Below are 16,807 nucleotides of genomic sequence, written 5' to 3'. Positions count from 1 at the left end.
AGCCGCCTATTTATTGGCGACTTCAATCTTCTTATAAGATAAATATGCTAGTACACTTTTGCTTGAATCATATTTTGGATTATTTCCTTTTCTCGGTTCTCTCATATGTGTTTTTTCAAATCCAGGAATGTCAGGCATTTTCTCCAAAAATTCAAGCATCTCTTCCTCAGTTCCCTCAATACGTACACGAATCATTGTTACTATTCCTCAATTCTCATTTTCTCTGTACTAAGTATATCGTACTTCGGAAGGACTGCAAGAAATTTATCTTTTTAATGTTGAACTTTTTTTACATACGAACAGTGCCATTTCAGTATAAAACGATTCTATTTTATTATTTTCAAATTGGATTTTAAAGAATTCCTGCATTTCATTTGATGTTTTCATCATACACTCTGTTAACTTTACGCGCTTTTGCACTGGCACATCCATCATATCGCACCACCAGTCAAAATCGAACTTTTTGTCAAAAGTAAGACATGACTGCATTTGTAAACCATGTTTTTCTAATAAAGTAATCCATTCCGTCTTTTTCAAAGCTCGTTCATGGCTCGGATCTCGCTTCTTTTCGATAAAGTTATAAAATGTATCAAATTCATTATTTTCTGGTGAAACATTATCAATTAATATAAATAACCCATTATCTTCCAATGTTCGATTTACTTCAAAAATAAATTGCAAAGGGTCAACAAAGTGATGTGCTGCAATTCGACATGTAATTGTATCAAAGGATTCATTTGCAAATGGTAAACTCTCTGCATTTCCTGCTACAAAAGACACATTTTCATGCCCGTTCCCCTCTATAAAATCTTTTGCTTTTTCTAACATTTTTTCTGTTAAATCAAGAGCGACTACCTCTTTAAACATAGGGGCTAGCAAATTTGCAACATGTCCCCCACCAGTAGCAATATCAAGAAGACGAGTATTATGACGAGTTTCAACTTGCTGAACTACATATTGTAAATCCGGTCCATTTGCATGAATTTTACTTTTCACATACTTTTCTGCATTACTACCAAATTGTTGTTTCACAAGCTCTTCTTTACTCATTTTTATCATCTTCTTTCTATTGTTATTTACATATACGATTCATTTAATTAATAAGTTCTCTTTACATATTTTCAAATCCTCTTTTAGATATATTTGTTACATACTCATAACGTAATTCTTGTATACAAATCGTAGTATTAGAGTGATTGATGACTTAGATTTTTAAGAGAAAATAAAAAAGGCTGTGAGAAATTATCCCACAACCTCATAAAACGCCTTTACAAAAGGGCCCATTCACATTCTTCTAAATGATGAATATTCTCTTGCAAATCCACAAAGATTTCAACTTCATTATTAGTTGCCAATCTTGCATACATTCCAAATTGATTCATACCAACCCATATCCATTCTGCTGAACCTTCAAACACTGCTTTCTTTATATGTCCTAACTTAACAAGTTCCAATCTAAGAAATTTATCCTTATTAACTGTTTGTTTATCTAATAAACCATACTCTTTCCCATTTTCTAATAACGAGATAAACTTCCCAGCGATTGGATGTTCTCGAACAATAAAATGATACTCCTTTTCATCTTTAGTCGCTACAATCAAACGGGAAACAGATACATCAAATCCAGAATTTGGCATACACATATTGATCAGCTCCTTTATTGGTTTCACAAACATCATAACAGTTTAATATTTAAATTAAGTTAATGTAATGTAAAAATATAAAAGCCGATTTCCCATTAGAAATCAGCTTTTACACACTAGTAGTATTTAAATTTTTGACAAATCTTTTTATAGTGTTTCTTTTTCTTCTTCATTTCCCGACATTAAGTTCCCTATAGCATCTGCGGTAACTTCAACTACAAATTCACAAATCCCTGCTACAACTTCTCCAATTACTTCATCCATCTTACTACCCCCTTGTTTTTTGTAACCTATTTGTAGTATAGAAGATATTGGTTTATTTTAACTATCGGAAAAGGTGACATGAATATTACAAGTTTGTAAGCTATTTCAATGTATTTTTAAATTTATACTTCTACCCTTTGAAACTTTAAGTATTATTAACAACCAGATAGGTCATCATAATATAAAGCAATTAAAAATCCTAACTTAGAGGAGGCGTGTAAAATATACTACGTAAAATTAATTAAAGGTCAATCTTTCTATGCTTTTGATCATCGTTTCTTAGTCTCTCAAGAAGAAAAGGTTTCGGAGAAAATTTTTAATTACTTACGCCGTAATGAATTCTTCGAAGTACGTAAAGAAGAATATTCTGCCTAAAGTATGAAAAGCATCAAGAAATAACTCACATAATTGTGATTCATTTTTGATGCTTTTATATTATCTACCTACATTCAACATTATTTCTCAATTCTCTTAAAATCTTATTGTATATATCCAAGCTAATTCATTGTTACCTTCACATTTTAGTATATGAGGAGGTGACGAAAATGACTCATATTATTGATTACCAAGCAACTCAGCCTATAAATAAAACTGGTGAAACAACTTTTACAATTCCCCATTCTCCAAAAAAAGCAATTCTAGCAAAAATTAAATTAAAAATTTCAAAAAGAGATTCTCGTAATAATCGAGTAGAATTAATTGCTACAGTTGGAGTTGAAGGTATAACGGGTATATCACAAATATTATTTAGAATTTTCCGTGACAACACTGAGATTTTCAACACACAAGTTGGGATTGAATCTACAGATTCTGAGCAATTCTACGTTGAAACATTTCAAGCTATAGATCAAGATGTTAGCCGCGGGACTCACAAATATTCATTAACTGTAGAAAATCTAACAAGTGCTGCAAGCGCAGACGTTGTTGGCCCTTTATCTTTTAGCGGTTTAGCTATTGGACAAGATCATAAGTGTCGCTAAGTGAATTTATTGTTTAATTTTGCATTTAAAAAAAGCGAGACGTAGTATATACGTTCTTGCTTTTTTTATTTTTTCTATGTTTATCTTTACTATCAATTGGTATTTAATCATAAGTTTTTTTACATTGTGAATTGCTTATTTCAGTACTTAATAAAGCAAATTTTTTACAAATCAAAAAGATTGAAATCCACTAATGAAACACGTAATATAGACTCTGACTCTAAAAAACACGTTAAAAAATAACGAATACATAAGGAGGTTTTATATACGATTTTTAAATTATAAAAGACTGCGAGGTTTTTAATTATGTGGCGTAATAAAAATGTTTGGATCGTATTAATTGGGGAGTTCATTGCTGGTCTCGGTTTATGGCTTGGTATTCTTGGTAACCTTGAATTTATGCAAAAATATGTCCCTTCTGATTTCATGAAATCAATTATATTATTTATCGGACTGTTAGCTGGCGTTCTAGTTGGTCCAATGGCTGGCCGAGTAATTGATCAGTATGAAAAAAAGAAAGTTCTTCTTTACGCTGGATTTGGTCGTGTTATTAGTGTTATTTTCATGTTTTTCGCTATTCAATATGAAAGTATCGCCTTTATGATTGCTTTTATGATTGCACTTCAAATTTCAGCAGCATTTTATTTCCCTGCATTACAATCTGTAATCCCACTCATCGTTAGTGAGCATGAGCTATTACAAATGAACGGTGTACATATGAATATCGGTACAATCGCTCGTATTGCAGGTACTTCACTAGGTGGAATTCTTTTAGTTGTAATGAGTTTACAGTATATGTATGCCTTCTCAATGGCAGCATACGCTTTATTATTCCTCTCAACTTTCTTCCTACAATTTGAAGATAAAAAAACAGCTACATTAAGCAAACAATCTGCTAAAGATAATAGTTTTATGGAAGTATTTCGTATTTTAAAAGGAATCCCTATTGCTTTTAAAGCACTTATATTAAGTATTATCCCTCTTTTATTTATAGCTGGATTCAATTTAATGGTTATTAACATTAGCGAAATGCAACATGATCCAACAATTAAAGGATTCATATATACAATTGAAGGTGTAGCGTTTATGTTAGGTGCATTCGTAATTAAACGTATATCTGATCATTTCAAGCCTGAAAAATTACTATATTTCTTCGCATTTTGTACCGCTTTTGCACATCTGTCCTTGTTCTTTAGCGATATAAAATGGATGGCTCTTGCCTCATTTGGTTTGTTTGGATTTAGTGTTGGCTGCTTCTTCCCTATTATGTCGACAATTTTCCAAACGAAAGTGGAAAAAAGCTATCATGGGCGTCTCTTTTCATTCCGTAATATGTTTGAAAGAGTTATGTTCCAAATTGTCTTACTCGGCACAGGCTTCTTCTTAGATACGATTGGATTACAGTATATGGTTCTAATTTTTGGAGCCATTTCATTGTTAATAATTTTTATTTCCCTATCTAAGCAGAAACAATTTGAAAAACAATCATCACAATCTGCGAATTTATAACATAAACATCTTGGGCATGGATCTGGCATTTTACTGGGCCCATGTCTTTTTTTATGCCTTCCCTTTCATAATCTTCTCTCTAATTTAATAACATGGCCTTTTCAAACAGAACCAATATTTTCAAGTAAAATTTATTAATTCTTTATAAAAATTTAAACTTTATTCATTACAATATTCCTATCGTATTCGCACGTTTATAAATACTAATAAGAAAGGAGAACAAAATGAAAAAGTATCTACTTATTTACCCTATACTAGTCGTTTTACTAAGTGGATGTAGTAATAATGACATATTTGGTTCTTGGGAAGTCGTTGATAATAAGAATGGTGAATGCCCTACGTATTATAAATTTGAAACAGTTGTAAAAGAAGAAAAGAAAGAAAAAATTGTTCAAAACTTAGTAGAAATGCATACAACGAATAAAAAAGAGGATTTATATAAAGGATCGTTTGTAAAAAACTCTAACGTGTATCACATTGATTATGGTAACTCGTTTACATCGGATCAATCTATAAAAGTTGTCGATAGTAAATTAAATGTATACTTTATGAATGCTGAGAAAATGTGTACATATAAAAAATTAAATGATTAACTATTAGAATTCAGCAACTTCCAAATACTACAAAAGCGCAGAATGTATTTTCTGCGTTATTTCACTTTAGACGACTTCCTCTAGAAATATATTTCTCTTTTAAATTCTTTAATTTGAATGTAAAATTATACAATAAATTAAATCACTGTGAGGTGCTTGTTTTGAGAAGCTTAAGTTCTTTAATTATATCAACAATTTGTTCAGTAACCCTTATCATATGGAACGCTCTTTCATTTTATGAAAAATACACTACAGGTAACTCATACTATTGGATTAGCGGTATATTAGGCATCGTATTCGTGTTCTTTTTTATTCAAAACTTGCGAGATTTTATTAACAAGAATTACAAAACTTCCCAAATAATATGGAATAAAAAATGTGATAGATTATCGAGTTAGCCTGTCTATCATTTAGCCATCCCTTTCAAAAAAATTGAAAGAATAAATGACTTGTGAAGTATGACATGTATTCCAAACATCCCTCCTCTTAATTTGTCAATCGTTTTAATTTTCTTAAAAAAATGATAAAATATAAACATGTGTTTTCAGAATAGTTAAAAACGTAGAAAGAAAGCACAGTTTTTAGGAGGGGTTTTGATGACTTACACATTAGCAACTAGAATGAAAGCATTCCAATCTTCTATATTTAGTGAATTAGGAGCTTATAAAAAAGAGAAAATTGCAGCAGGTCATAAAATGATCGATTTAAGTATCGGGAATCCTGACATGCCTCCTGCTGATTTCGTAAGAGAAGCAATGGTACATACAGCAAGTGCAAAAGAAAGTTACGGATATACGTTATCAGGTATTCAAGAATTCCACGAAGCTGTAACTGAATATTATAATAATGCTCATAATGTTATATTAAATTCTGATCGAGAAGTTTTATTACTAATGGGCTCGCAAGATGGACTTGTACATTTACCTATGGTTTACGCAAACCCTGGAGATATAATTTTAGTTCCAGACCCTGGTTATACTGCCTATGAAACTGGAATTCAAATGGCCGGTGCAACATCTTACTACATGCCGTTAAAAAAAGAAAATGACTTCTTACCTAACCTACAAGATATTCCTGAAGAGATTGCTGAAAAAGCGAAGATGATGATATTAAACTTCCCAGGGAACCCTGTTCCAGCAATGGCTCATGAAGATTTCTTTAAAGAAGTTATCGCGTTTGCAAAAAAACATCAAATTATAGTCGTACATGATTTTGCTTATGCTGAATTTTATTTCGATGGCAAAAAACCAATTAGCTTCTTATCTGTACCTGGTGCGAAGGAAGTTGGCGTAGAAATAAACTCTTTATCAAAAAGTTATAGTTTAGCAGGTAGCCGTATCGGTTATATGATTGGAAATGAAGAAATTGTCGGAGCGCTTACGCAATTTAAATCTAATACAGATTACGGTGTGTTTTTACCAATTCAAAAAGCAGCATCTACAGCACTAAGAAATGGCGCGGAGTTTTGTGAGAAAAACCGCGGAATTTATCAAGAACGTAGAGATACTTTAGTCGATGGGTTCCGAACGTTTGGTTGGAATGTTGATAAACCAGCTGGCAGTATGTTCGTTTGGGCTGAAATACCGAAAGGATGGACTTCTCTAGAATTCGCTTATGCATTAATGGATCGTGCAAATGTCGTTGTCACACCAGGTCATGCATTCGGTCCTCACGGTGAAGGATTTGTGCGTATTGCACTTGTTCAAGATAAAGCCGTCTTACAGCAAGTCGTTGAAAACATTAAAAATAGCGGTATTTTCTCTCTTGAAAAGGTAGATGAATTAGTTAATAATTAATTACAACTCCCCCTGCTTAACTTTTGCAGGGGTATTATTATTAACTGGAGGTACGGTATGAATATTAAAGATACTCTTCCCCATCGCTATCCATTTTTAATGATCGATATAATTACGAGCGTTAAGGAATCTCAATCAGCTACAGGATACAAGCTAATTACACATAACGAGTGGTTTATTAATGAAAATCAAAACTACATGCCTCATATGTTAATTGTAGAAGCACTTGCCCAACTTAGTGCATTTGTAAGCACAAGTGAATCTGATGGATTAGGTTTTCTCTCCTCATTAGATGGGGTTGAATTTCATGAAAAAGCATATCCAGGTGATAAACTTGACTTACATTATGAGCTAACACGTAACCGACGAGGTTTTATTCTCGGTAAAGGAATTGCATCTGTAAATGGTCAATCAATCGTTACAATTGAAAAGCTATTAATATACCAAGCTGATTAAACAGACTACATAGTTAGGGGTAGGAAAATGGAGAGTACTGTCGGTATCGATGTTGGAGGAACATTAACAAAGATTGCTTACTTTAACGAAATGAACAAATTAGCTTTTGAAAAATTTTATTCTCATGAACAAGATAAAATTATAGATTGGCTCAATAATAATAAATTAATTACGAAATTATGTATTACAGGTGGGAAAAGTGAACAACTACAAAAACTGCTTTCAAATTCATACGAGATAGTAACATTAAATGAATTCGTTGCAACGCTTACAGGTGTGCGCTATATCCTAAAAGAAGAAAATCATTCTATTAACAATTTTGTTTTAACAAATATCGGGACAGGTACTTCCATTCACTACGTTCATGACAAGCAATACGTTCGCGCCGGTGGAACTGGAGTTGGCGGCGGTACAATTATGGGCCTTTCAAAACTATTAACAAATATAGATCATTTTGAAGACGTAATTCCGCTTACGAAAATAGGTTCAAGAAAAAGTCTAGATATTACAGTTGGAGATATTTATGGTGGTATTCTCTCTCCTATCGATAATAGCTTAACTGCTAGCAATTTCGGAAAAGCGGCCATCACAGACTCAAATTATAGTAACTCAGATATACTAGCTACCGTTCAAGGACTTGTCGGTGAAGTTGTCACAGCATTAAGCCTTCAATTCGCCGAAGCGAAAAACATTGACCATATCGTTTACATTGGATCTACCTTATGTAATAACGTACACCTTCAAAACATTATAAGTAGCTATACAGAATATCAAAACAAAATACCAGTCTTTTTACAAGATGATGGTTATAGCGGTGCGATTGGTGCTTTACGCTATGTTACAAATTAAAAAAGCTGGCTTTTGCCAGCTTTCTATTTTTATAGAGACACTTCAAACTCAATAATCGATTCCCCATTCTCTCCAATTCGTTCCACACTAATTCTATCGATTACACAGTTCAACCTCTCATGAAAAATAGGAATCTCCTTCGCTATTTCAGCAGCTAACTCCGTGCTACTTTTTCTTCCGACTGTTACATGTGGTATGTATGGAATATCCGTTCTTAAAAATTGTAGTAAAGGGCCTCTATACAAACTATCATGAAGTTCTTCTATTTGTTCTTTCCCTCTTTCCACTTCCAAAAACAAATACTCTCTCTCGCTGCTTATTCGGCTAGCAAACTCAATTTCAATTGGCTGAATTTCTTTGGATAAATTTAAAATATGCGATTTCAGTTCATCATTTGAAATCGAACTTTCAAATGGAAATACAATTGTTATATGTGGTCGGATTAATCCGAATAAAGGATCATGCTTTTCTCTCATACTCTCTATTTCATCAATGGGCATGTTATTTAGAAAAAGTAAAATTGTCCGCATTTTTATCTCCTTCACTTTCCATCAATTTTTTTATATCTATCATATTGCATGGCACCTTGCACTTCAACAAATTATTTCACTTGATATAAAAATAAAAAACTTCTCAAATGAGAAGCTTTTATTTTTATATAGCATGATTACTATTCCCACGCCAAACTTTTCTAAATTTTATATAACAGGCAATTCTCCACGGAATGATATACGATACTGCAACGACGTAAAATAATAAACTAATCGTTTGTTGATCTAGATCAACAATATATTGTCTTGAACCATATCTCAAAACAACCAGCGCAATAAAAGTAATTAAAAAAGCTGCACTTTTTTTCGTATAAATATTCCCATCATCTCTTCGCTCATAATTTGTTAGAACTATAAGTGGTATAGCGAAAAGAGCACCAATGAATATCGCTATACCCACTTGTAGTATAGCTGGATGTACTGGACCAAAAAGCAATAAAATACCCGGTGTTAAAAATAGTAATGGCCACAAAATACGTTTTCCTGTTCCCTTTATCGGCTTATACATAGAGCGGTAACGACGCCAAAAAATTAGCAATGCCACGCATAAAAAGACTGTTATTAGTGAAGAAGTATCTCCCATTTTCTTTACCTTCTCTCCTAAAATATTTATCTAATAATGCTTTAAACCATTTGTTCAAATGACACTTTACGAATGAATATACCACTAGTCATAATATAAACGATAATTAATCCAATTGAAATGACAGTAAAATATGGGATGTTTATTAAAGATAGATTAGTTATAGAAATTAAACTTTGTATTCCTACTTCTCCATAAAGCGCACTATTTACTGATAAAAAAAATGTTCCACCAATCATAAGGCCAATCCACTTAAATCGTTGTTTAATAACTACTGCTACTTGAAAGAAACATGATATTGTAACATACAATAACAATTGGACAATGAACTGTTGTACTGAGTTTTCTCCTAAACTGGAATTTACTGTACTATACAATGTATTCTGTAAAAGAAACACTTGAAGGAATGAGAATAATGCTGCTTGTAATATAATATAGCAAACTGATCCAATGAAAAACTGTAATCTCGTTACTCCGAACGAAACAGCTAAACGAAATACATCATCCTGTATAATAAAGGTGCTTACTACTATAAAAAATATAATTGCAATCGAAGGGTTATTTAAAATATGTTGTAAAAACCCTTCTTTTATTCCCCTTAAATCTACTGCATTTGTTGTTCCTTTTATTAGTAACGACACAATCCAAAATATTAAAATCGCTTTATAATGAAAATTGATATGTAACTTTAATTGCTTCATTAACATCGTCATTTCACTTCACCACCCGTTATATGAATAAATAGTTTTTGTAATGTGATTTCATCAACTATTAAGCCTGTATTTTCAATAGAATGACAATCTTCAGTAGAAAGTTCTTCCCATATAACTGCAATCCCTTTATTTCCATAAACTTCTCGATTAACAACTTTTTTATCAATTAAAAACTCATCCACTCTATCTTTTTGACCTGAAATCGTATGGCCTTGTTGTAACAAATTCTCTACTGATGATTGAACTATTAATGCTCCGTCTTTTAATATGATCACATCTTCAATAACATGGACAACTTCTTCCACTAAGTGTGTTGATAAAATAATTGTTCGAGGATGCTCTCCGTAGTCTTCCAAAAGTAAACTATAAAATAATTCCCGATGTGCCGCGTCCAAACCGGTAGTTGGTTCATCAAAAATAGTAATAGGCGCCCTGCTTGCTAGTCCTTGAATAATTCCTACAACTGTTTGCATACCGTGCGATAATTTATGGTATTTCTCTTTCGTATTAAGCTGAAATTTTCCCGCAAGTTCTTCAGCATACTTCTGATCCCAATTTTTATAAAATATGTTACATAGTTCAAAAATCTCTTTTACTTTATAACTTAAATGAGCTTCTTCTTTCACCTTTACAAAACAAATATTTTGCATCGCATTACTATTTTCAAAAACATTTTCACCAAATACAGATACACTGCCACCACTTGAAATAATCTGCCCTGCGAGTATGTTTAATAATGTCGTTTTCCCTGCTCCGTTTCTTCCAAGCAAACCATATATTTTATGCTCTTCCAATGAAATTGTTACTTCATTTACAGCTAGTTTCTTTTTATATTTTTTGGACAATTTTTTCGTTTCAAGTGCAATCATTCCTCTTTCGCCCCCTTTGTAATTTTTTGAATCATATCCATTAATTCTTCTTTAGAGATTTCTAATACTTTCGCTTCTTCCCATACTTTAGGTAAATACTCTGTCATAAAAGCATTTTGCCGCTTCTTTAATACGACTTCCTTCGCACCACTTGCAACAAACATTCCAATCCCTCTCTTTTTAAATAAAATGCCCTCATCCACTAATAGATTTACCCCTTTCGCCGCAGTTGCTGGGTTAATTTGTAGCATCTTTGCAAATTGATTTGTAGATGGAACTTGTTCTTCCTCCAGCAATATGTCCTTTAAAATATCAGCTTCGATTGTTTCTGCAATTTGTATATATATTAATTTATTTTGCTCCAGGGTTGGTTTCACAATTTCACCACCTTAGGTTCATAGGTTCATTACTTATGTGATTAACCATATCACATCATTTTATTTTTTACCATAATTTTCATAAAATAAAGAGAATCATTCGATAATGAATGACTCTCTTTCGAAAATTTTCGTATTTTCAACTTTCGTTCTCAAATCCTTTTCATTGATACCATTTTGACAAAAGTTAAACCTCTCTCGCTTTAAAGTTTTCGTTCGGTCTACTACTTGCCCTAAATGATAACTTGTGTGCTCGACTAGGTGTAATATGCTATGCAGATCAATTTCGGTTCTTCCTTTACACGCTTTTATATACTTGTTTTCCCATTCACGAAATACTTCTTCTACAATTTCCAGCAGCATTTCAGCACTTAATGACTTCGTTGGAAAGTACTCTTCAATCCCCTTTTCAAAATTTACATTTGGATTCGAGTAACGCATCGTATTTCTTTTTACATGTTCGCAAATGTGTAATACTATACCTCCAATTGAATTAGCCTCTCCGTCTCTTTTCCACAAGTCTTCCGCGTTTAAACACTTTATTACTTGTGTTAGCTTTGGTAAATAATGATCATACATTCTGAAATAAGAAATTTTATAAACAAGCTCCATCTTTCCCCCACCGTCTCACTTAGTTTCTCGTACAGGATGTTCATCAAAAAATTGTTTCCGAAAATCTTTATTATTAACAAGCGCTACTATTTTTTCTAGATTACCGTAAAAGAAGTTCATTATGATTCCCTTATTCCATATTTGATCACCTTTCGGAAAATCATTAAATTCTTTATAAAGTATAGGTACGAGTTCTTCTCTTTTCAGAGTAAAATTCTTAGTTTCCAGCTGAAACTCATATCCTTTCGCATTTGGTACTAAAATTGCAAGATAAATAGCATTAAAGAGAAAGTTCTTTTTCATCGTATCCTTTCCGTCAAACCAATACGTCTCAATCATATCTTCTGTTAAGTTATCGTTCTTTTTCTCACCGTATTCCACTGCGATCTTCTCATTTTTCAAGCTTATACTTTGAACTGTTTCACCACCAGGTAAGGTTTTAACAATCGCAGACACATCGGAATTATTTCCAACGTATGTCCACGTATATTTCTTAAAATCCGCTGGTCCAATATCAGATATTTCTTTTATTCTCCCTCCGCTAGAACAAGCAGTAACAAATAAAAAAATTGTTAGCATAACACTCGCTATTTTATTCATATAGTTCATTAGACACCCCCACTTTCTATATATAATTCGAGTAATACAATATATCCATTCAAAACCCTTCAAAATATACGCATTTTAATCAAAATTAAAAATTTCCACTTTTTATGTTTACAATTATCCATTTATTGTATATACTTACTAACGTAAGAAAAATATTCTAAAAGGAGGTCGAATGAAATGATGAAATTACAATTACATGCATTAACTTTAGCGTTAGTTGCACCTTTGTTTTTTGGACAATTAAATAGAAGTTCGACCACCCTAATGGAGAATTGAAACTCGTACATTATTTCTTTTAATTCATAAATTCGCCACAGGAGGTCGTATTCTTTCCTGTGGCTTTTTCACGCCCGGCCATAGGAAAACGGTATCTTCCTGTGGCTTTTTTGTGCGATTTTTTAATCTCTTATATCATTTTTTAAAGAAAGGAGCAACATTTGATGACTATTAGCGTATTGTTTTTAAGTATTACGATTCAAAGAAATACTCTTTCAAATGCTGAAATTCTTCATAATGCGCAAATTGAAAAAGCTATGAACGATGTAAAGGAGCGCCAAGTGCTTTATTTTGATCACCTGTAATTCCTTTTCGAAAGGAGGAATTCGTTTATGACTTTTCATATTTTCTTTTTTACGGCGGCACTTCAGAAAAAAACTATATCTGAAGCTGAAATCTTTCGTAAGCAACAATTAAAACAAACTATGGATAAAATAACGGACATTAAAAGTTCGTATTATACACAAATGTATTAAAAATATATTTTAAAGGGGTATTAACTTAATGAAATTTAAAGCATTCTTTTTAACTATCACCATTCAAAAACGTAAATTTACTAAAGATGAAATTTTACATGAACAACATATCAAAAACATTATGGACGAAGTGAAAGAGCGTCAGTCCTCTTATTACAATCGTCTTTACTAAATAAATTATAAAGGGGCAATATCTTAATGAAATTTAAAGCATTCTTTTTAACTATCACTATTCAAAAACGTAAATTTACTAAAGATGAAATTTTACGTGAACAACATATTAAAAACATTATGGACGAAGTGAAAGAGCGTCAGTCTTCTTATTACAATCGTCTTTACTAAATAAATTATAAAGGGGCAAAAATCCAATGAAATTTCGAGTATTTTATTTAACGATTACCATTCAAAAAAATAAGCTATCTGAGTCTGATATGCTTCATGACCGACAAATTAAACAGGCTATGGACAACGTAAAAGAACGACAAAGTCATTACTGTAGTCACCTGTAATTCCTATTCGAAAGGAGGAATTCATGTATGAAGTTTCACCTTTTCTTTTTAACCATTACGATTCAAAAAGAGACGATATCTGAAAATGAAATAAAACAAGAGCAACAGTATAAACAGATTATAGATGAAATTCGTGATCGTAGAAGCAAGTACTACACTCACCTATAATTGTATGAAATTATTTTAGAACGAAAGGAGTCGATTATGATGTTAATTACGCGCTGTAAAGAAATGATTTGGATAGTTCAGAGGGATTCCACATAGTTTATAGAGCTCATTTTACGCAAGTTTTCTGCTCGATTTGATATGTAAAAAATATATAATAATATTGATTTAATACACTCTTTAAAAACAAATTATAAATAAAGATACACCACTTCAAAAGTGGTGTATCTTTATCAACATATTCTATTTCCGTTTACTCCGTTTAGTCTTAAACAATCTCACTAAGTTCGAAACTACTGTTTTAGTTACTGCATAAACCGGTACCGCTAAAATCATCCCGATAATTCCCGCAAAGTTACCTACCCCTAAAATAAGGATAATAATTGTCAAAGGATGGATGTTTAATTTTGAGCTCATAATACGCGGTGATATGATGTTACTTTCAAACTGTTGTACGATTGTTACAATGATAATTACGTACACGGCTTGCATTGGAGATACGAACAAACCTACAATGACAGCTGGTGCTGCTCCGATAAATGGACCTAAGTTTGGAATAATGTTTGTAAATGCTGCGATAATCCCTAAAACGAAAGCATACGGTAAACCGATAATTAAATAACCGATAAATGTAAAAGCACCGATAAATAAACAAACGAGCGCTTGACCTTGAATATATGCAGATAATGTTTCGTTCGTTTCCTTTATGATACGAAGTCCTTCTTCTCGGTAAGACTCTGGTAATACACTAACAGCTTTCCCTGGAAATGCATGTCCATCTTTAAACATATAAAATAAAATGAACGGTACTGTAAATATGACTAATGCAACGTTCGTGATAATACCAAATAAAGCCGTTGCACTCGACGTAATAGTATTTGGTATTTCCTTTAAGTATTCAATCGCATTTTTTTCAATCGCTTCAATGGAAACGTAGTTTTGAGTAGATAACCATTCAAATAGCCTGTGATGGGATAAATCTTGTATGTATACCTTTCCCTCTTTTATGTATGTCGGCATATTTTTTACTAAATCCATTAACTGTTGTGAGATGGTTGGAACGACTACTCCAATAGCAACTCCAGTTAATGTAATGATAAAAAGGTACAGAAGTAAAATCGCTAAACTTCTAGGTACTTTTTTATTCTCCAAGAAAACTAACACAGGGTTAAATATGAAGTATAAAAATAGCGCGATTAAAATTGGGAAAAATAATGTTGATATGAAGATACCAATCGGTTGAAATAGAAACGATATTTTCGTGCAAATAAATATGATTCCTACAACCATCAGCACTTCTAATGTCCAAAAGTGCACTTTCGATTTCAAAAAAACGTCCTCCTTTAAACTAGCACTTCTCTCCATTGTACCAAAATAAACATGAATTTTACATAATATTTTCCTTTACAATATTCCAAAATATCATTAAATACACTACAATGAGATTACAGACAAATTTGCAGGTAAAGGTGATAAAAATGACACAATGCATCATTTGCAGAAAAGATACGAAAGAACTTAGTGAACAATATGTCATCCCAGAGATATTATGTGGATATTATTTCACAAACTCAATTTGTGATTCCTGTCATGAACATATGACAACAAATGTTGATCGTCCTTTAATTAGGCATAAATTAAGTCAATATAAGATTGAGCAAATGAAAAAGCAAATCGACTCCCCTCTCTATACGAATGAACATGGTGAGGAGCTGGCAGCTGCTGAGACGGATGTTGTCGAAGTAAGTGATGAAATACTTTATTCCAATGCATTAATTATGAAACTATGTAAAAAGCACGATATTTCTCTGCATAATGAAATTTGGAAAGAAGAGCGTGCAACAAAAGTAGCAAGTTCTATTCAACGTGAATTACTTTTAGATAATCGTAAGTATAAAATGAGTGTATTAAAAATGGCGTATACTTTCGCTGTACAAACAATTGACGGCTACTTTGAAGATCCAGATGCGATTAATATTTCTACCATTCTATCGAATGCCGATTTCATGGAGTTAAAGGAAAAGAGTATTGTCCGTGACTTAAGCAAAAGCTCTTTATGGAATACATTAAATACAAAGAGTGATAACCATTACTTTATTTTACTTAGCGATAAAGATGGCCTATTCTGTTTCATTCGTCTATTTGATATTTTTGATATTGTCGTTCATTTATCAGAAAAGAGATATGATCTTCCATCACCAATTGTCGGAGTGAATAATGTTGACAAACAAGAGTTTTATGTAGAAAGTTTAAAACAGTATATGGATGGACTATTTAAAGAAACTGCACCTTCTATTTAATCCATATAAGAACATACGGTCTCCTTTCTTGTTGAAAAGACACTGTGTTATAATAAGTATGAAAAGAACAATACAATCACATAAAACAATTAAAAACTGTATATAAATAAAAAAGACTAGTGTGCGGCTACACACTAGTCCACGTAACTAAGCAGATTGGATTGTTCATTTATCCTATTTGTTTCGTACAAACACAACAACCCACATTCTATAGGCATAGGTGGGTTGTTATTTTTTGAGCTTGTCAATTAAAACGACAATAAACGTTAACAATGCAACGAGAAACAGTCCACCCTGCAGTAGCAACGCAATTTCACTCACGTATTATCACCCCCCTCCTACTCGGAGAAGTGATAATTGAACAACCAACCGTACCATAAGTTACCTCTTAATTTTACCATATTTTTTAATTATTTACGATGAAAACCCGCAAGCTAGTAAGCTGCGAGTTTTTTATTTCTCATTATTTTTCATGTGGAAAAAATCTCTTTCTGTTTAAATATAGTCTCCGTTTCTAAAATCATTCGAGGTAAGAAGACATGAATTGTATCTGTTAATACGTCTGTTTTTAATTATATCCCTTACTCCCCTTATTAAGAAAGTATACAGTTATTCACTCTACTGTTTGTTGTCGATATAATTTCCTTTACTATTCCGCATCATAAAAACTCCTTCTA

The 16,807-nt window shown here is 32.3% G+C and carries 27 protein-coding genes; 15 read left to right on the top strand and 12 right to left on the bottom strand.

The features are described 5' to 3' along the window. Positions 1–6 precede the first annotated feature (6 nt). The 3 genes from ACTFQM_RS01330 to ACTFQM_RS01320 form a co-directional block, all read right to left on the bottom strand. A complete protein-coding gene (locus ACTFQM_RS01330; protein ID WP_002013371.1) occupies positions 7–195 on the bottom strand; it encodes a DUF3970 family protein in 189 nt (62 codons plus the stop codon). Positions 196–264: 69 nt separating this feature from the next. Next, the gene (locus ACTFQM_RS01325) at positions 265–1,050 is read right to left on the bottom strand and encodes a class I SAM-dependent methyltransferase (RefSeq protein WP_440033188.1); all 786 of its coding nucleotides are present in this window, start codon (positions 1,048–1,050) and stop codon (positions 265–267) included. Positions 1,051–1,268: 218 nt separating this feature from the next. Next, complete coding sequence (locus tag ACTFQM_RS01320; protein WP_025150879.1) at positions 1,269–1,637, bottom strand: hypothetical protein; 369 nt, start codon at positions 1,635–1,637, stop codon at positions 1,269–1,271. A 492-nt stretch (positions 1,638–2,129) separates the two neighbouring features. Between ACTFQM_RS01320 and ACTFQM_RS01315 the strand changes: the two genes are divergently transcribed. The 8 genes from ACTFQM_RS01315 to coaW all read left to right on the top strand — a co-directional run bounded on the left by ACTFQM_RS01315 (position 2,130) and on the right by coaW (position 8,090). Continuing rightward, complete coding sequence (locus tag ACTFQM_RS01315) at positions 2,130–2,282, top strand: YqbF domain-containing protein (protein ID WP_071719564.1); 153 nt, start codon at positions 2,130–2,132, stop codon at positions 2,280–2,282. Between the two features lie 170 nt (positions 2,283–2,452). Next, positions 2,453–2,887, top strand: coding sequence for an exosporium protein ExsC (exsC, locus tag ACTFQM_RS01310; protein WP_440033187.1), 435 nt, complete (start codon positions 2,453–2,455; stop codon positions 2,885–2,887). Positions 2,888–3,193: 306 nt separating this feature from the next. Further along, entirely contained in the window at positions 3,194–4,396 is a 1,203-nt protein-coding gene (locus ACTFQM_RS01305; RefSeq protein ID WP_440033186.1) for an MFS transporter, read from the top strand. Between the two features lie 224 nt (positions 4,397–4,620). After that, positions 4,621–4,989, top strand: a complete 369-nt coding sequence (locus ACTFQM_RS01300; RefSeq protein WP_440033185.1) for a hypothetical protein — start codon at positions 4,621–4,623, stop codon at positions 4,987–4,989. Between the two features lie 161 nt (positions 4,990–5,150). Further along, on the top strand, positions 5,151–5,387 hold the full coding sequence (locus ACTFQM_RS01295) for a hypothetical protein (RefSeq protein ID WP_440033184.1): 237 nt from the start codon (positions 5,151–5,153) through the stop codon (positions 5,385–5,387). A gap of 198 nt (positions 5,388–5,585) precedes the next feature. Then, complete coding sequence (locus ACTFQM_RS01290; protein WP_440033183.1) at positions 5,586–6,785, top strand: LL-diaminopimelate aminotransferase; 1,200 nt, start codon at positions 5,586–5,588, stop codon at positions 6,783–6,785. Positions 6,786–6,842: 57 nt separating this feature from the next. Continuing rightward, a complete protein-coding gene (locus tag ACTFQM_RS01285) occupies positions 6,843–7,241 on the top strand; it encodes a 3-hydroxyacyl-ACP dehydratase FabZ family protein (protein WP_440033182.1) in 399 nt (132 codons plus the stop codon). Between the two features lie 27 nt (positions 7,242–7,268). Continuing rightward, complete coding sequence (gene coaW / locus ACTFQM_RS01280) at positions 7,269–8,090, top strand: type II pantothenate kinase (RefSeq protein WP_440033181.1); 822 nt, start codon at positions 7,269–7,271, stop codon at positions 8,088–8,090. A 29-nt stretch (positions 8,091–8,119) separates the two neighbouring features. Here the strand turns inward: coaW and ACTFQM_RS01275 are convergent, their stop codons facing one another. The 7 genes from ACTFQM_RS01275 to ACTFQM_RS01245 all read right to left on the bottom strand — a co-directional run bounded on the left by ACTFQM_RS01275 (position 8,120) and on the right by ACTFQM_RS01245 (position 12,404). After that, positions 8,120–8,620, bottom strand: a complete 501-nt coding sequence (locus ACTFQM_RS01275) for a 2'-5' RNA ligase family protein (protein WP_440033180.1) — start codon at positions 8,618–8,620, stop codon at positions 8,120–8,122. A 124-nt stretch (positions 8,621–8,744) separates the two neighbouring features. Beyond that, positions 8,745–9,224: a CcdC family protein gene (locus tag ACTFQM_RS01270; protein ID WP_440033179.1), complete on the bottom strand. Its 480-nt coding sequence runs from the start codon at positions 9,222–9,224 to the stop codon at positions 8,745–8,747. A gap of 41 nt (positions 9,225–9,265) precedes the next feature. Continuing rightward, positions 9,266–9,937 carry a DUF4052 family protein gene (locus ACTFQM_RS01265; RefSeq protein ID WP_440033178.1) on the bottom strand — a complete coding sequence of 224 codons (672 nt, stop codon included), beginning with the start codon at positions 9,935–9,937 and terminating at the stop codon, positions 9,266–9,268. Further along, entirely contained in the window at positions 9,934–10,806 is an 873-nt protein-coding gene (locus tag ACTFQM_RS01260; protein WP_440033177.1) for an ATP-binding cassette domain-containing protein, read from the bottom strand. Before ACTFQM_RS01260 ends, ACTFQM_RS01265 begins: the two co-directional genes overlap by 4 nt. Further along, a complete protein-coding gene (locus tag ACTFQM_RS01255) occupies positions 10,803–11,183 on the bottom strand; it encodes a GntR family transcriptional regulator (protein ID WP_440033176.1) in 381 nt (126 codons plus the stop codon). Before ACTFQM_RS01255 ends, ACTFQM_RS01260 begins: the two co-directional genes overlap by 4 nt. Before the next feature lie 96 nt (positions 11,184–11,279). Beyond that, positions 11,280–11,795, bottom strand: a complete 516-nt coding sequence (locus ACTFQM_RS01250) for a DinB family protein (protein ID WP_440033175.1) — start codon at positions 11,793–11,795, stop codon at positions 11,280–11,282. Between the two features lie 15 nt (positions 11,796–11,810). Continuing rightward, positions 11,811–12,404: a DUF4825 domain-containing protein gene (locus ACTFQM_RS01245; RefSeq protein WP_440033174.1), complete on the bottom strand. Its 594-nt coding sequence runs from the start codon at positions 12,402–12,404 to the stop codon at positions 11,811–11,813. A 440-nt stretch (positions 12,405–12,844) separates the two neighbouring features. Here ACTFQM_RS01245 and ACTFQM_RS01240 point away from each other — a divergent pair, with 440 nt between their 5' ends. From ACTFQM_RS01240 to ACTFQM_RS01215, 6 genes are read left to right on the top strand one after another with little or no spacing between them, the layout of a single operon-like run. Further along, entirely contained in the window at positions 12,845–12,985 is a 141-nt protein-coding gene (locus ACTFQM_RS01240) for a YrzI family small protein (protein ID WP_440033173.1), read from the top strand. A 27-nt stretch (positions 12,986–13,012) separates the two neighbouring features. After that, a complete protein-coding gene (locus tag ACTFQM_RS01235; RefSeq protein ID WP_025150865.1) occupies positions 13,013–13,156 on the top strand; it encodes a YrzI family small protein in 144 nt (47 codons plus the stop codon). A gap of 28 nt (positions 13,157–13,184) precedes the next feature. Then, on the top strand, positions 13,185–13,328 hold the full coding sequence (locus tag ACTFQM_RS01230) for a YrzI family small protein (RefSeq protein WP_440033172.1): 144 nt from the start codon (positions 13,185–13,187) through the stop codon (positions 13,326–13,328). Positions 13,329–13,354: 26 nt separating this feature from the next. Beyond that, entirely contained in the window at positions 13,355–13,498 is a 144-nt protein-coding gene (locus ACTFQM_RS01225; protein WP_440033171.1) for a YrzI family small protein, read from the top strand. A 26-nt stretch (positions 13,499–13,524) separates the two neighbouring features. Then, the gene (locus ACTFQM_RS01220; protein ID WP_002172383.1) at positions 13,525–13,665 is read left to right on the top strand and encodes a YrzI family small protein; all 141 of its coding nucleotides are present in this window, start codon (positions 13,525–13,527) and stop codon (positions 13,663–13,665) included. Between the two features lie 27 nt (positions 13,666–13,692). After that, positions 13,693–13,833, top strand: a complete 141-nt coding sequence (locus tag ACTFQM_RS01215; protein ID WP_002172384.1) for a YrzI family small protein — start codon at positions 13,693–13,695, stop codon at positions 13,831–13,833. A gap of 240 nt (positions 13,834–14,073) precedes the next feature. On the opposite strand, the gene ACTFQM_RS01210 is transcribed toward ACTFQM_RS01215, so the two are convergent. After that, positions 14,074–15,159: an AI-2E family transporter gene (locus ACTFQM_RS01210; RefSeq protein ID WP_400529335.1), complete on the bottom strand. Its 1,086-nt coding sequence runs from the start codon at positions 15,157–15,159 to the stop codon at positions 14,074–14,076. A 149-nt stretch (positions 15,160–15,308) separates the two neighbouring features. Between ACTFQM_RS01210 and ACTFQM_RS01205 the strand changes: the two genes are divergently transcribed. After that, entirely contained in the window at positions 15,309–16,130 is an 822-nt protein-coding gene (locus ACTFQM_RS01205) for an HNH endonuclease (RefSeq protein WP_002172386.1), read from the top strand. A gap of 228 nt (positions 16,131–16,358) precedes the next feature. Here ACTFQM_RS01205 and ACTFQM_RS01200 read toward each other — a convergent pair whose 3' ends face one another. After that, positions 16,359–16,451: a putative holin-like toxin gene (locus ACTFQM_RS01200; RefSeq protein WP_001289319.1), complete on the bottom strand. Its 93-nt coding sequence runs from the start codon at positions 16,449–16,451 to the stop codon at positions 16,359–16,361. Between the last annotated feature and the right edge of the window lie 356 nt (positions 16,452–16,807).

This window comes from Bacillus cereus group sp. MYBK30-2, from assembly GCF_051915945.1.
GTDB lineage: Bacteria > Bacillota > Bacilli > Bacillales > Bacillaceae_G > Bacillus_A > Bacillus_A paramycoides.
Note: the sequence above shows the minus strand (reverse complement) of the source record. Positions and strands in the feature narration are given on the sequence as shown.

Excerpts from the sequence above, each read along its gene's own strand:
- ACTFQM_RS01275 (WP_440033180.1), bottom strand. The coding sequence starts at position 8,620 with ATGCGGACAATTTTACTTTTTCTAAATAACATGCCCATTGATGAAATA.
- coaW (WP_440033181.1), top strand. The coding sequence starts at position 7,269 with ATGGAGAGTACTGTCGGTATCGATGTTGGAGGAACATTAACAAAGATT.
- ACTFQM_RS01225 (WP_440033171.1), top strand. The coding sequence starts at position 13,355 with ATGAAATTTAAAGCATTCTTTTTAACTATCACTATTCAAAAACGTAAA.
- ACTFQM_RS01320 (WP_025150879.1), bottom strand. The coding sequence starts at position 1,637 with ATGCCAAATTCTGGATTTGATGTATCTGTTTCCCGTTTGATTGTAGCG.
- ACTFQM_RS01285 (WP_440033182.1), top strand. The coding sequence starts at position 6,843 with ATGAATATTAAAGATACTCTTCCCCATCGCTATCCATTTTTAATGATC.
- ACTFQM_RS01240 (WP_440033173.1), top strand. The coding sequence starts at position 12,845 with ATGACTATTAGCGTATTGTTTTTAAGTATTACGATTCAAAGAAATACT.
- ACTFQM_RS01290 (WP_440033183.1), top strand. The coding sequence starts at position 5,586 with ATGACTTACACATTAGCAACTAGAATGAAAGCATTCCAATCTTCTATA.
- ACTFQM_RS01305 (WP_440033186.1), top strand. The coding sequence starts at position 3,194 with ATGTGGCGTAATAAAAATGTTTGGATCGTATTAATTGGGGAGTTCATT.
- ACTFQM_RS01235 (WP_025150865.1), top strand. The coding sequence starts at position 13,013 with ATGACTTTTCATATTTTCTTTTTTACGGCGGCACTTCAGAAAAAAACT.
- ACTFQM_RS01250 (WP_440033175.1), bottom strand. The coding sequence starts at position 11,795 with ATGGAGCTTGTTTATAAAATTTCTTATTTCAGAATGTATGATCATTAT.
- ACTFQM_RS01265 (WP_440033178.1), bottom strand. The coding sequence starts at position 9,937 with ATGACGATGTTAATGAAGCAATTAAAGTTACATATCAATTTTCATTAT.
- ACTFQM_RS01215 (WP_002172384.1), top strand. The coding sequence starts at position 13,693 with ATGAAGTTTCACCTTTTCTTTTTAACCATTACGATTCAAAAAGAGACG.
- ACTFQM_RS01260 (WP_440033177.1), bottom strand. The coding sequence starts at position 10,806 with ATGATTGCACTTGAAACGAAAAAATTGTCCAAAAAATATAAAAAGAAA.
- ACTFQM_RS01300 (WP_440033185.1), top strand. The coding sequence starts at position 4,621 with ATGAAAAAGTATCTACTTATTTACCCTATACTAGTCGTTTTACTAAGT.
- ACTFQM_RS01330 (WP_002013371.1), bottom strand. The coding sequence starts at position 195 with ATGATTCGTGTACGTATTGAGGGAACTGAGGAAGAGATGCTTGAATTT.
- ACTFQM_RS01230 (WP_440033172.1), top strand. The coding sequence starts at position 13,185 with ATGAAATTTAAAGCATTCTTTTTAACTATCACCATTCAAAAACGTAAA.
- ACTFQM_RS01325 (WP_440033188.1), bottom strand. The coding sequence starts at position 1,050 with ATGAGTAAAGAAGAGCTTGTGAAACAACAATTTGGTAGTAATGCAGAA.
- exsC (WP_440033187.1), top strand. The coding sequence starts at position 2,453 with ATGACTCATATTATTGATTACCAAGCAACTCAGCCTATAAATAAAACT.
- ACTFQM_RS01245 (WP_440033174.1), bottom strand. The coding sequence starts at position 12,404 with ATGAACTATATGAATAAAATAGCGAGTGTTATGCTAACAATTTTTTTA.
- ACTFQM_RS01205 (WP_002172386.1), top strand. The coding sequence starts at position 15,309 with ATGACACAATGCATCATTTGCAGAAAAGATACGAAAGAACTTAGTGAA.
- ACTFQM_RS01270 (WP_440033179.1), bottom strand. The coding sequence starts at position 9,224 with ATGGGAGATACTTCTTCACTAATAACAGTCTTTTTATGCGTGGCATTG.
- ACTFQM_RS01220 (WP_002172383.1), top strand. The coding sequence starts at position 13,525 with ATGAAATTTCGAGTATTTTATTTAACGATTACCATTCAAAAAAATAAG.